Genomic DNA, 12,382 nt, shown 5'->3' on the forward strand with positions numbered 1-12,382 from the left:
GTGACCGTCGACGCCATCGCCTCCGAGTTCGCCCACTTCGTCACCGAGTCGCCGACGGCGTTCCACGCCGCGGCCGTGACCCGCGACCGGCTCGTCGCCGCCGGCTTCGCCGAGCTCGCCGAGCAGGACGCCTGGCCGACCGAGCCCGGCGCGTACGTCGTCGTCCGTGACGGCGCGGTGATCGCCTGGCGCGTCCCGACCGGGGCGACCGCGACCACCCCGTTCCGCATCCTCGGCGCGCACACCGACTCCCCCGGCTTCCGCATCAAGCCGAACCCCGTCGTCCGTGTCGGCGGCTGGGAGCAGTTGAACGTCGAGGTCTACGGCGGTCCGATCCTGTCGACGTGGATCGACCGGGACCTGCGGATCGCCGGCCGGGTCGTCCACGCCGACGGCACGGTCACGCTGCTCGACACCGACGCCGTCGCCCGGATCCCGAACCTCGCGATCCACCTCGACCGCGGCGTCAACGCCGGGAACGAGATCGACCGGCAGCGGCACACCCTTCCCGTGGTCGGCACGGACGGCACCGCTGCCGGCGGCGTCGACGCGCTGCAGTGGCTCCGCGGCCGCGTCGGGGAGACCGCCGTCTCGTGGGACCTCTTCCTGGCCGACACGCAGGCTCCCGCGCGGGTCGGGATCGACGGGTCGTTCCTGGCGTCGGGCCGGATGGACAACCTCACCAGCGTGCACGCCGGACTCCGCGGGATCATCGACGCCCCGACCGACGGTGCGCACATCCCGGTGTTCGCGGCGTTCGACCACGAAGAAGTCGGCTCCGCGACCCCGTCCGGCGCGGGCGGCCCGTTCCTCGAGGACGTCCTCGGCCGCGTGCAGGAGGGCCTCGGCGCCACCCGCTCCGAGGCCGCCCGGGCGTTCCGCGCCTCGTGGCTGCTCTCGAGCGACGCCGGGCACCTGGTGCACCCGAACTACGCGGAGAAGCACGACCCGACCAACCGGCCGCGGCCGGGCGGCGGTCCGCTCCTCAAGATCAGCGCGAACCAGCGCTACATGACCGAGGCGAAGGGCGAAGCCGTCTTCGCTGCGGCCTGCGACGCGGCCGGGGTGGCGTACCAGCCGTTCGTGAACGTCAACACGATCCCGGGCGGCTCCACGATCGGTCCGATCGCGGCGACCCGGCTCGGGATCCCCACGGTCGACATCGGCGTCGGGCTGCTCTCGATGCACTCGGTCCGCGAACTCGTGCACGTCGAGGACCTCGCGGCGCTGCACGGCGCCGTCACGAGCTTCCTGGCGGGCTGACGGCGGCGGGCCCTGCCTCGGCGGCCCTCGGCTGGGCCCGAACCTGGGCTTGGGCTTGGGCTTGGGCCCGAGCCTGGGCCTGGGCCTGGGCCATGGCCTCGGCCTCGGCCTCGGCCTGGGCCTTGCCGGTCCGGGTCCCGGTCAGGAACCGGCGTGCTGCACGAGCCACGCCATGAAGTGGCCGTCCTGCATCACGACGGTGAGGAACGCCGACATCGTGACCACGGTCGCGACGACGCCACCGAGGAGCGGCACCCAGACGGTGCGCTTCCGGCGGCGGAGACGGACGATCGACCACCAGGCGACGAGGACGAACACCACGACGCTGCCGAGGGCGCTCACGATCGCCGCCGTCGTCAGCTCACCCGGGTCGGACAGTGCCGTGTACCGGAGCTCGAGTTCGCGGGCGACGCCGGACGCCACGGTGCCGACGGACAGCGACTGCACGACCGAGACGAGCCCGAACGCGAGCAGCATCACGGAGAGCAGGAAGTCGGCGGGCGATGCGCCGAAGCGGGCGGCGACGGGGCCGTCGGCCGGTGCCTGGTCCCGGGCCGGAGCGGGCGTCCGGGACGCTGTGGTCGTCGGTGGCGCAGTGCTCGTCCGGGGTGCCCCGGTGGCGGCTGCCTGCTGTGCGGCGCGGGCCTGTTCGCGGCGTTCCTGCTCCGCGAGGACCGGGTTGACCCAGCCGTCGGGGGCGTACTCGCCGTACTGCGGGGCCGGACGACCCTGGACGCGGACGTCCGCCGTGCCGGCGTGGTCAGGAGCCGCGCGGTCCGGGACCGCGGACCACCCGTCGTCGGCGCTCACCGGTTCCGCCCGCCCAGCGCGCGCGTCGGGTTGCCCGCCGCGTCGGTGCGGAGTTCCTTGGGCAGGGAGAACATCAGGTCCTCGTGCGCGGTCACGACCTCTTCCACGCTGCCGTAGCCCGCGTCCGCCAGCTGTTCGAGGACCTCGTGCACGAGTTCTTCGGGCACCGACGCACCGCTCGTGACGCCGACGGTCAGCACGCCGTCGAGCCACTCCTGCCGGATCTCCTCCGCGTAGTCCACGCGGTGGGCCGCACGTGCGCCGTGCTCCAACGCCACCTCGACCAGGCGGACGCTGTTCGACGAGTTCGCCGAGCCGACGACGATCACCAGGTCGGCCTGCGGGGCGACCTTCTTGATCGCGACCTGCCGGTTCTGCGTGGCGTAGCAGATGTCGTCCGAGGGCGGGTTCTCGATGGTGGGGAACTTCTCGCGCAGGAGCCGGACGGTCTCCATCGTCTCGTCGACGCTCAGCGTGGTCTGGGAGAGCCACACGAGGTTGTCGGGGTCGTCCACCACGAGGTCGGCGACGTCCTCGGGTCCGTTCACCAGGATCGTGCGCTCGGGTGCGTGCCCCATCGTGCCCTCGACCTCTTCGTGGCCGGTGTGCCCGATGAGGATGATCGTGCGCTCGGCCTTCGCGAACCGGGTGGCCTCGCGGTGCACCTTCGTGACGAGGGGGCAGGTCGCGTCGATGGCGTGCAGGTCGCGCTCGGCGGCACCGGCGACGACCGCGGGTGAGACGCCGTGGGCACTGAACACGACGTGCGATCCGCGGGGCACCTCGGAGACGTCGTCGACGAACACGGCACCGCGCTGCTCGAGCGTCGACACGACGTGCACGTTGTGGACGATCTGCTTCCGGACGTAGACGGGTTCGCCGTACTGTTCCAGGGCCTTCTCGACGGCGACGACGGCGCGGTCGACCCCGGCGCAGTACCCGCGGGGCGCTGCGAGCAGGACCTTCTTCGTCCCCGTGACCGGGTCGTTCCGCAGCCGACCGCGCGGCGCGGGGCTGCGCGGCGGGGCGAGTGGGACCGAGTGGCCGTTGGTGATCGTCACGTCCCCGATGATAGGTGAGCGGGACCGACACCGGCTGGGCGCACGTCAGCGGTGTCCGGCACGATGGGACCGCACCACCAGGAGGAGCGCATGGCGATCGAACAGGGACCCCCGACGGCCGACAACCCGTGGCCCGTCGCGCTGCTCGGCGCGAAGATGCGGGACTGGATCGACCGCCTCGGCACCGCCTGGGTCGAGGGCGAGATCACGCAGTGGAACGTCGCCGGCGGCAACGTCTACGGCAAGCTCAAGGACGTCGAGGTCGACGCGACCGTGTCGTTCTCGATCTGGTCGAGCGTCCGCTCCCGGGTCCCCGCCGACCTGAAGCAGGGCGCGCGGGTCGTCGCGGCCGTCAAGCCGAACTACTGGGTCAAGGGCGGCTCGCTGACGATGCAGGTCGTCGAGATGAAGCACGTCGGCCTCGGCGACCTCCTCGAGCGTCTCGAACGCCTGCGCCGGACCCTCGCGGAAGAGGGCCTCTTCGACCCCGCGCGCAAGCGTCGGCTGCCGTTCCTCCCCCACCGCATCGGGCTGGTCACCGGCAAGGACTCCGACGCCGAGAAGGACGTCAAGCGGAACGCCCAGCTGCGCTGGCCGCAGGTGGAGTTCCGGACGATCCACGCCGCGGTGCAAGGCGAGCGTGCCGTCGCCGAGGTGACCGCCGCGATCCAGGAACTCGACGCCGACCCCGAGGTCGACGTCATCATCATCGCCCGCGGTGGCGGCGACTTCCAGAACCTGCTCGGCTTCAGCGACGAAGGACTCGTCCGTGCCGCTGCCGCCGCGACGACCCCGATCGTCTCGGCGATCGGGCACGAAGCCGACCGACCGATCCTCGACGAGGTCGCGGACCTCCGGGCGTCGACCCCGACCGATGCCGCCAAGCGCGTGGTGCCCGACGTCGCCGAGGAACTCGCGAACGTCCGGCAGGCCCGGGCCCGGCTCGGGCTGCGGCTCTCGCACACCCTCTCGGTCGAGGCGGACCGGATCGCGGCGCTCCGCTCCCGTCCGGCGCTCGCCTCCACCGCCTGGCTCGTCGACACCCGCGCCGAAGAAGTGGCGCGCGACCTCTCCCGCGCCCGGGAACTCCTCGACCGCCGCATCGAGCGGTCGCACTCGGACGTCGGACACCTGACCGGCCGACTCCGGGCGCTCTCGCCGCGCGACACCCTGCGTCGCGGCTACGCCATCGTGCAGACCACGGACGGCGCGGTCGTCCGTGCCGCGGCCGACCTCGACGGCCGGGCGGACGTCCGGGTCACCCTCGGCGCCGGCACCGCGACCGGAACGCTCGAGTCGGAGGGCCCGGGCCCCGACGGCGAAGGCTGATCCGGAGCGTCGGTGGACCCTCGGTAGGATCAGGGGGTGTCATCCGAGGAACAGTCCGAGTCCGACGTCCGGTCCCTGAGCTACGAGGCCGCGCGCGACGAACTCGTGCGCGTCGTCGCCGAGCTCGAGCAGGGCTCGGCCACGCTCGAGCGCTCGCTGTCGCTCTGGGAACGCGGTGAGGCGCTCGCCGCCCGCTGCGAGGAGTGGCTCGTCGGCGCGCGCGCCCGACTCGACGCCGCCCGTGCCGCAACCGAGGACGCCGACCGGTGACCGACCCCGAGACCGGCCGCCCGATCGTCGCGGAGCTCGGCCGCCCCGAGACCGCCGAAGAGACCTGGGCCCGCAAGGACACCGCGCGCCGCGCCCGTCGGCAGCACCAGACCGCGTTCAACCTCGTCCTCGCGCTGATCGCATCGCTCGGCATCGTGGTCTTCCTCGTCGCCGTCGTCGCACGCCCCGACAGCACCGTCGACCGTGACGTCGACTACCGTCAGGTCGCCTCGCAGGCGGACGTCCCCGGCGTCACCCTCGCGGCGCCGGCGCTCCCGAGCTCGTACACGTCGAACCGTGCGGACTACAAGGACCGGGCCGCGGACGGCGTCGACGTCTGGACGGTCGGCTTCCTCACCCCGGACGACCAGTTCGTCGGCCTGCAGCAGGGCATCGGCGCGAACCCGACGTGGGTCGCGAACCAGCTCGACCAGCACGCCGCGACCGGCAGCCGCACGATCAGCGGCACGAAGTGGACCGTGTACGACCGCCGCGACGAAGGCAAGGACGCCGGCAACCAGGCGTACTCGCTCGTCGCGACCTTCGGCAAGAGCACCATCGTGCTCGCCGGCACGGCGGACGAGAAGTCCTTCACGACCATCGCCACGGCCGTGGCGAAGCAGCTCGGCGCCTGAGCGCGCAGCACCACCCGAACCCGAGGAGCAGGACCCCATGACCGATCGCGCCGCGTCCACCCCCGCCGAGGCACTCCGTCTCCTCGTCGAGGGGAACGCCCGGTTCGCCGCCGACAAGCGACGCACCGGCCGCATCGACCCCGAGCGTCGCAGCGAACTCGCCGGCTCGCAGGCCCCGTTCGCCACGGTCCTCGGCTGCTCCGACTCCCGCGTGCCGTTCGAGCACGTGTTCGACGCCGGCATCGGTGACGTCTTCGCCATCCGCAACGCCGGCCAGATCGTCGACGACGTCGTCCTCGGCTCGATCGAGTTCGCGGTCGTCGCGCTCGGCACCCCGCTCGTCGTGGTCCTGCGGCACACCAAGTGCGGGGCCGTCGCCGCGGCCCGTTCCGGCGAGCCGGTCCCCGCACCGCACCTGCAGGTCCTCGTCGACGCGATCGCCCCGAGCGTCGAACGGGTGCGCGCGACCGACGCCGACCTGCCCCAGGAAGCCATCGGAGCCGCCCACCTCGAAGCCACGCTCGCCGCCGTGCTCGAGCGCTCCGGTGCCGTGTCCGACGCCATCGCCGAGGGTAGATTGGCCGTCGTCGGTGCGACCTACGACCTCACCACGGGCGAAGTGTCGATCGACACCGTCGTGGGCGACGCCTGATCCACGACATCAGCCCCACCAGGAAGGACCACGACGACGTGACCGACACCACCACGCAGCCCGCGACGACCGACTACCGGATCGAACACGACACGATGGGCGAGGTCCGCGTGCCCGCGTCCGCGCTCTACCGCGCGCAGACGCAGCGCGCCGTCGAGAACTTCCCGATCTCCGGCACCGGGCTCGAGTCGGCGCAGATCGTCGCCCTGGCCCGGATCAAGCGCGCCGCCGCGATCGTGAACGGCCAGCTCGGCATCGTCGACGCCGCCGTCGCGGACGCCATCGTGCAGGCCGCCGACACGATCATCGCCGGTGAGCACCACGACCAGTTCCCGGTCGACGTCTACCAGACCGGCAGCGGCACCTCCTCGAACATGAACATGAACGAGGTCCTGGCGACCCTCGCGTCGCGGAGCGGCACGGACGTGCACCCGAACGACCACGTGAACGCCTCGCAGTCCTCGAACGACGTCTTCCCGACCTCGGTCCACGTCGCCGTGACGGACGCGCTGATCCGGTCGCTCGTCCCTGCGCTCACGCACCTGGCCGAGTCGCTCGAGGCCAAGGCCACGCTCTGGGCCGACGCGGTGAAGTCGGGCCGCACGCACCTGATGGACGCCACCCCGGTCACCCTCGGCCAGGAGTTCGGCGGGTACGCGCGCCAGATCCGTCTCGGCATCGAGCGTGTCAACGCCACGCTCCCCCGCGTCGCCGAGGTCCCGCTCGGCGGCACCGCCGTCGGTACCGGCATCAACACGCCCACCGGCTTCCCGCAGCGGGTCATCGCCCAGCTCGCCGAGGACACCGGCCTGCCGATCACCGAGGCGCTCGACCACTTCGAGGCGCAGGGCGCACGTGACGCCCTCGTCGAGGCGTCGGGCGCGCTCAAGGTCCTCGCCGTCAGCCTGACCAAGATCAACAACGACCTGCGCTGGATGGGTTCCGGCCCGAACACCGGCCTCGGCGAACTGCACATCCCGGACCTGCAGCCCGGCTCGTCGATCATGCCCGGCAAGGTGAACCCGGTCATCCCGGAGGCCACCCTGATGGTCGCCGCGCGGGTCATCGGCAACGACGCCACGGTCTCGTGGGCCGGTGCGTCCGGTGCCTTCGAGCTCAACGTCGCGATCCCGGTGATGGGCACCGCGCTGCTCGAGTCGATCCGCCTGCTCGCCAACAGCTCCCGCGTGCTCGCCGACAAGACCGTCGACGGGCTCCAGGCGAACCTCGAACGCGCCCGCGCCTTCGCGGAGTCGTCGCCGTCGATCGTGACGCCACTGAACCGGGTCATCGGCTACGAGGCCGCGGCCAAGGTCGCGAAGTACGCCGTCGCCGAGGGCATCACCGTCCGCGAAGCGGTCGTGGCGCTCGGCCACGTCGAGCGTGGCGAGGTCACCGAGGCCCAGCTCGACGAGGCCCTCGACGTCCTCAGCATGACCCACCCGAACTGAGCCGACGCGCGTCGCCACCACGACGGCTGACGCGACCACACGGCCGACGGGAGGCCCGGTGCCAGCTGGCACCGGGCCTCCCGTCCGTCCCGGCGTCCCCACGTCGGCCAGCGCGTGCTGGCGGCGCACAACGGAAACCGCCTCGAACCACGGACGTCCGTGGTTCGAGGCGGTTTCCGTTGTGCAAGTCCGGCCCGCACCAGCCGCGGCCGCGGCGGGCGGCGCGGGCGGCGCCGCGGCCGCGGCGCTACACCAGGTCGGGCGAGTCGAGCATCTCCGTCACCAGGGCGGCGATCGCCGAGCGCTCGGACCGCGTCAGCGTGACGTGTGCGAACAGCGGGTGTCCCTTGAGCCGCTCGATGACCGACGCGACCCCGTCGTGCCGACCGACCCGCAGGTTGTCGCGCTGGGCGACGTCGTGGGTGAGCACGACCCGCGAGTTCTGCCCGATGCGGGAGAGCATCGTGAGGAGCACGTTGCGCTCGAGCGACTGCGCCTCGTCCACGATCACGAAGGCGTCGTGCAGGGAGCGACCACGGATGTGGGTGAGCGGGAGCACCTCGAGCATGCCGCGCTCGACCACCTCGTCCAGCACGTTGTCGGAGACCAGCGCGCCGAGCGTGTCGTACACGGCCTGCGCCCACGGGTTCATCTTCTCGCCGGCGTCGCCGGGCAGGAAGCCGAGCTCCTGGCCGCCCACCGCGTAGAGCGGCCGGAACACCATGATCTTCTTGTGCTGCTGCCGTTCGAGCACCGCCTCGAGACCGGCGCACAGGGCGAGCGCCGACTTCCCCGTGCCGGCACTGCCGCCGAGGGACACGATGCCGATCTCCGGGTCGAGGAGCGCGTCGATCGCGAGACGCTGTTCGGCAGAACGACCGCGGAGGCCGAACACCTCACGGTCGCCGCGCACCAGGGCGACGGAGCCGGCGGTGTGTACCCGACCGAGTGCGGATCCGCGCTCGGAGTGGATGACCACGCCGGTGTTCACCGGGACTCCGGCCAGCTGCGCGGACGCGATCTCCTCACGCTCGTAGAGGTCGGACATCTGCTCGCCGGACACCTGCAGCTCGGCGATGCCCGTGTAGCCGGAGTCGACGGCGAGTTCGGCGCGGTACTCCTCGGCGGCGAGGCCGACGGACGCCGCCTTGACGCGGAGCGGGAGGTCCTTCGAGACCACCACCACGTCGAGGCCGTCGTTCGCCAGGTTCATCGCGACCGCGAGGATCCGCGAGTCGTTGTCGCCGAGCTGGAGCCCGGACGGCAGGACAGACTGGTTGGAGTGGTTCAGCTCGACGCGGAGCGAGCCGCCCGCGCCGACCGCCACCGGGAAGTCGAGCCGCTCGTGTTCGACACGGAGCTCGTCGAGGATGCGGAGGGCCTGCCGCGCGAAGTACCCGATCTCCGGGTCGTTGCGCTTGGACTCGAGTTCACTGACGACCACGACGGGCAGCACCACGGCGTGCTCGTCGAAGCGGAACAGGGCCCGCGGATCGCTCAGCAGGACCGAGGTGTCCAGCACGTAGGTGCGCTGGGCGGTCCTGGTCGACGCGTCGACCGAAGCCGACACCGACGCTGCTGACGAGGTTCCGTGGGAGACGTTCTGAGAGGTCACGACCACTCCATCCCCGGGCCGCGAACGACCCGGTCCTTGTCCTCGACACGGCCACGGAGCGGGTCCCGAAGCACCGACTGTGGCCGCTTCGATCGGGCGCGGTGCCCGATGCGGCAAAGCTACGTCCGGCCACCGACAGGGTCGCCATCGACACGCGGATCGCTCGGTTACGTTCGCGTGAACGGGACCTGAGAGCGAGCGGCGGGCGAGCCGGCCCCGCCGCGCGACTAGAAGGAGGTGGCGTAGGAGATGCAGGCGTCCCGGAACATGTCGAGCGTCTCGTCCGTCGTCGACGCGAACACCGACACGCGGACGGTCCCGAGCCGGGTGCTGGTCGTCACGCCGTGGTTGTGCAGCGCGGCGGACAGCGCGGTGAGGCGCCCCTCGGCCGGCCGGAGCACCACGATGCCGGCACGCTCGGCCGGGTCGCGGCTCGACTCGACCTCGAGCCCGAACTCGTCGGCGATCGCGAAGACCCGCTCGACCCGGTCCGCGACGCGCTCCTGCACCGCCCGGACCCCCACGGCCGTGAGGCGCTCGAGCGAGACCGCGAGCCGTGCCTGGGCGACGGGGTCGATCCGCGTCATCGTGAACCCGGCGGCACCCGGGCGGACCGAGGGCACCTCGACGGGCCAGCCGGTGGTGCCGTGCGGGCCGGAGAGCGCCGGCTGGAGGCGCTCGAGCGCACGGTCACTGAAGGCGGTGAAGCCGGTGCCCCACCCGGCGTGCAGCCACTTCTGGCCGCCGGTGGCGACGACGTCGGCGACCTCGTACGGGGCGTCGACCACGCCGAAGCCCTGGATCGCGTCGACGATGAGCAGGCGGTCGCCGATCACGTCACGGATCCCGGCCAGGTCGGCGAGGTACCCGGTGCGCCAGTCGACGAGCGACACGGCGACGGCGGTGATCGCGTCCTCGGGCGAGGCGGGCGTGGCGGCCAGCCAGGACTCGACGAGGGACGGCGTGACCCAGCCGGCACCGGACTCGATGACGACGGGACGGACGCGGCCGCCGGTGGCGGACGCGGCGCTGGCGAGTGCGAGCGGCATCGACGGGTACTCGTCCGCGGCGACGAGCACGCCGCCGGTGAGGCCGAACGCGGTGTGCAGGAGCCCGGGGGTCGTCGCGGTCTGCGAGACGACCTGGTCCGCGCGGCGACCGACCAGGCGCGCGGCAACGGCGCGGACGCGGGCGTCCTGCTCGTCGAGCGTCTCCATGGCGCCGAAGCGCATGTGCTCCTGGATGGTGCCGAGGACGCGCTGTTCCTCGAGCACGGCGGTCTGCACCGGGCCGAACGCGGCGTGGTCGAGGTACCCGGGTTCCTCGGCGAAGCCGGCGACGTACTCGTCGATCTCGATCACAGTGGTGCACCTTTCACAGAAGCAGAACCCTGTGAGTGTACTGGGACCCGACCCGGCCGCCGAACCGGAGGGCCCGACGCGTCAGCCGCCGAACCGACGCGTCAGCCGCCGAACCGACGCGACCGCAGCCCGAAGTCACGCACGGCCCGGAGGAAGTCGACCTCGCGCAGGTCCGGGTAGAACGCCTCGACGAAGTAGAACTCGCTGTGCGCGCTCTGCCACAGCATGAAGTCCGACAGGCGCTGCTCCCCCGAGGTGCGGATCATCAGGTCCGGGTCCGGCTGGCCCTGCGTGTACAGGTGGTCGCCGATGAGCTCCGGCGTGAGCACCTCGGCGAGGGTGTCGAGCGTGCCGCCGCCCTCACCGTGCGCCCGGACGATGCTCCGCATGGCGTCGGCGATCTCCCGCCGGCCGCCGTACCCGACCGCCAGGTTGATGTGCAGCCCGGTGTGGTCGGCACTCCGTGCCTCGGCCTCGGACAGTGCGGTGACGAGCTCCTCCGGCAGGCCGTCGTTCGACCCGACGTGCTGCACGCGCCACGACCGGTGGTGCGAGAGGCGGTCGGCCAGCGCGGCGATGATGCCGATGAGCTGCTCGAGTTCGTCGCCGCCGCGGCCCTTGAGGTTGTCTGCGGAGAGCAGGTAGAGCGTGACGACCTGGACGCCGAGGTCGTCGCACCAGGACAGGAACTCGGGGATCTTCGCCGCGCCGGCCCGGTGGCCGTGCGCCGCGGTCTCGAGCCCGAGCTGCTTCGCCCAGCGACGGTTCCCGTCGACGATCATCGCGACGTGCTTCGGCTTCGGTGCGTCCTCGATCTGGCGACGGATGCGCTGCTGGTACGCGCGGTAGAGGATCCCGCGTCCCGCCCAACCCAGCTTGCCCGTCACGCGACGAGCGTAGTGCACCGGACCTCGGTGCGGACTCCCAGCCGTCGGTCTGCCGGCCCTCCGTATCGTCGGAGCATGCAGCAGGACCTGGACACCGGAACCCTCCCCCACGTCCCGTTCACGGAAGAAGCGGCGACCGCCGTCGACGAACGGCCCGCCTGGCGTGGGTGGATCCACCTCGGCACGTTCCCGTTCGCCGTCGCGATGGGGATCGTCCTGGTCACCCTCGCCGCCTCACCCGCCGCGAAGGCCGGTTCAGCGGTGTTCATGGCGACGTCGCTGATCATGTTCGGCGTCTCCGCGACCTACCACCGCTTCCCCTGGGGGCCGGTCGTCAAGCGCGTCCTGAAGCGCATCGACCACACGAACATCTTCCTGCTCATCGCGGGGACGTACACGCCCGTCGCGGTGTGTGCGCTGCCGCACACGCTGATGCTCGTGGTGCTGTGGGTGATGTGGGGCGGCGCGCTCCTCGGCATCGCCTTCCGGGTCTTCTGGATCGGCGCGCCCCGGTGGCTCTACGTGCCGCTGTACCTCGCGCTCGGATGCGCGGCACTCGGGATCCTGCCGCAGCTCTTCGCCGCGAGCGTCCCGATGACGGTCCTGGTCCTGTCCGGTGGACTCGCGTACGTCGTGGGTGCGCTGGTCTACGGGTTCAAGCGACCGAACCCCTCGCCGACGTTCTTCGGCTTCCACGAGGTCTTCCACGCACTCACCGTCGCCGCCTTCGCGGCGCAGTGGGCGGGCATCCTGTTGGTGGCGCTGCACCCGGTGCGTTGACGCTCGGCCCCGGTTCGCCCGGCGGCGCACCACGCGCGTTCCTTCCCATGACGCCCGCACTGGGAAGTCGAATCGCGCGTACGAGGTGGAAAGAAAGCACCCCCTACGCGCGATTCCACTCCCTACGCGCGATTCCGCTCACCACGCGCGGGTCGACCCACCACGCGGGGGTCGACCCACCACGCGGGATTCCACCCACCACGCGCGGGCCGACCCACCACGCGCGAGTGAGCGCACCGACAGGGCGGACGGGAGGCCCGTGGCGGGA

The 12,382-nt window shown here is 72.0% G+C and carries 12 protein-coding genes; 7 read left to right on the top strand and 5 right to left on the bottom strand.

The genetic code is table 11. The features are described 5' to 3' along the window. The gene (locus EDF55_RS06805; protein ID WP_123654183.1) at positions 1 to 1,263 is read left to right on the top strand and encodes a M18 family aminopeptidase; all 1,263 of its coding nucleotides are present in this window, start codon (positions 1 to 3) and stop codon (positions 1,261 to 1,263) included. Between the two features lie 141 nt (positions 1,264 to 1,404). On the opposite strand, the gene EDF55_RS06810 is transcribed toward EDF55_RS06805, so the two are convergent. Continuing rightward, positions 1,405 to 2,073, bottom strand: a complete 669-nt coding sequence (locus EDF55_RS06810) for a DUF6264 family protein (RefSeq protein WP_123654184.1) — start codon at positions 2,071 to 2,073, stop codon at positions 1,405 to 1,407. Further along, the gene (locus EDF55_RS06815) at positions 2,070 to 3,134 is read right to left on the bottom strand and encodes a 4-hydroxy-3-methylbut-2-enyl diphosphate reductase (protein ID WP_395869977.1); all 1,065 of its coding nucleotides are present in this window, start codon (positions 3,132 to 3,134) and stop codon (positions 2,070 to 2,072) included. The genes EDF55_RS06810 and EDF55_RS06815 overlap by 4 nt, the downstream gene beginning before the upstream one ends. Positions 3,135 to 3,224: 90 nt before the next feature. On the opposite strand from EDF55_RS06815, the gene xseA reads away from it, so the two are divergent. Genes xseA through EDF55_RS06840 form a run of 5 tightly spaced genes read left to right on the top strand, consistent with a single transcriptional unit; the run spans position 3,225 to position 7,471 of the window. Continuing rightward, a complete protein-coding gene (gene xseA, locus EDF55_RS06820) occupies positions 3,225 to 4,463 on the top strand; it encodes an exodeoxyribonuclease VII large subunit (RefSeq protein WP_123654185.1) in 1,239 nt (412 codons plus the stop codon). 36 nt (positions 4,464 to 4,499) lie between these two features. Next, a complete protein-coding gene (locus tag EDF55_RS06825; RefSeq protein ID WP_123654186.1) occupies positions 4,500 to 4,733 on the top strand; it encodes an exodeoxyribonuclease VII small subunit in 234 nt (77 codons plus the stop codon). Next, positions 4,730 to 5,368: a DUF4245 domain-containing protein gene (locus tag EDF55_RS06830; protein WP_165931448.1), complete on the top strand. Its 639-nt coding sequence runs from the start codon at positions 4,730 to 4,732 to the stop codon at positions 5,366 to 5,368. The genes EDF55_RS06825 and EDF55_RS06830 overlap by 4 nt, the downstream gene beginning before the upstream one ends. A 37-nt stretch (positions 5,369 to 5,405) precedes the next feature. Next, positions 5,406 to 6,020, top strand: coding sequence for a carbonic anhydrase (locus EDF55_RS06835; protein WP_123654188.1), 615 nt, complete (start codon positions 5,406 to 5,408; stop codon positions 6,018 to 6,020). 38 nt (positions 6,021 to 6,058) lie between these two features. Beyond that, positions 6,059 to 7,471 (top strand): class II fumarate hydratase, encoded by a 1,413-nt coding sequence (locus EDF55_RS06840; RefSeq protein WP_123654189.1) that lies wholly within the window; start codon positions 6,059 to 6,061, stop codon positions 7,469 to 7,471. Between the two features lie 247 nt (positions 7,472 to 7,718). Here the strand turns inward: EDF55_RS06840 and EDF55_RS06845 are convergent, their stop codons facing one another. The 3 genes from EDF55_RS06845 to EDF55_RS06855 all read right to left on the bottom strand — a co-directional run bounded on the left by EDF55_RS06845 (position 7,719) and on the right by EDF55_RS06855 (position 11,334). Further along, on the bottom strand, positions 7,719 to 9,041 hold the full coding sequence (locus EDF55_RS06845) for a PhoH family protein (protein ID WP_243698327.1): 1,323 nt from the start codon (positions 9,039 to 9,041) through the stop codon (positions 7,719 to 7,721). Positions 9,042 to 9,313: 272 nt separating this feature from the next. Further along, positions 9,314 to 10,447, bottom strand: coding sequence for an aminotransferase class V-fold PLP-dependent enzyme (locus EDF55_RS06850; RefSeq protein ID WP_123654190.1), 1,134 nt, complete (start codon positions 10,445 to 10,447; stop codon positions 9,314 to 9,316). 101 nt (positions 10,448 to 10,548) lie between these two features. Further along, a complete protein-coding gene (locus EDF55_RS06855; protein ID WP_185017199.1) occupies positions 10,549 to 11,334 on the bottom strand; it encodes an isoprenyl transferase in 786 nt (261 codons plus the stop codon). 75 nt (positions 11,335 to 11,409) lie between these two features. Between EDF55_RS06855 and EDF55_RS06860 the strand changes: the two genes are divergently transcribed. Beyond that, on the top strand, positions 11,410 to 12,114 hold the full coding sequence (locus tag EDF55_RS06860) for a hemolysin III family protein (RefSeq protein ID WP_123654191.1): 705 nt from the start codon (positions 11,410 to 11,412) through the stop codon (positions 12,112 to 12,114). Positions 12,115 to 12,382: the final 268 nt, after the last annotated feature.

It is taken from the genome of Curtobacterium sp. ZW137, from assembly GCF_003762905.1.
GTDB lineage: Bacteria > Actinomycetota > Actinomycetes > Actinomycetales > Microbacteriaceae > Curtobacterium.

Coding starts and splice junctions, on each gene's coding strand:
- EDF55_RS06860 (WP_123654191.1), top strand. CDS start 11,410: ATGCAGCAGGACCTGGACACCGGAACCCTCCCCCACGTCCCGTTCACG.
- xseA (WP_123654185.1), top strand. CDS start 3,225: ATGGCGATCGAACAGGGACCCCCGACGGCCGACAACCCGTGGCCCGTC.
- EDF55_RS06835 (WP_123654188.1), top strand. CDS start 5,406: ATGACCGATCGCGCCGCGTCCACCCCCGCCGAGGCACTCCGTCTCCTC.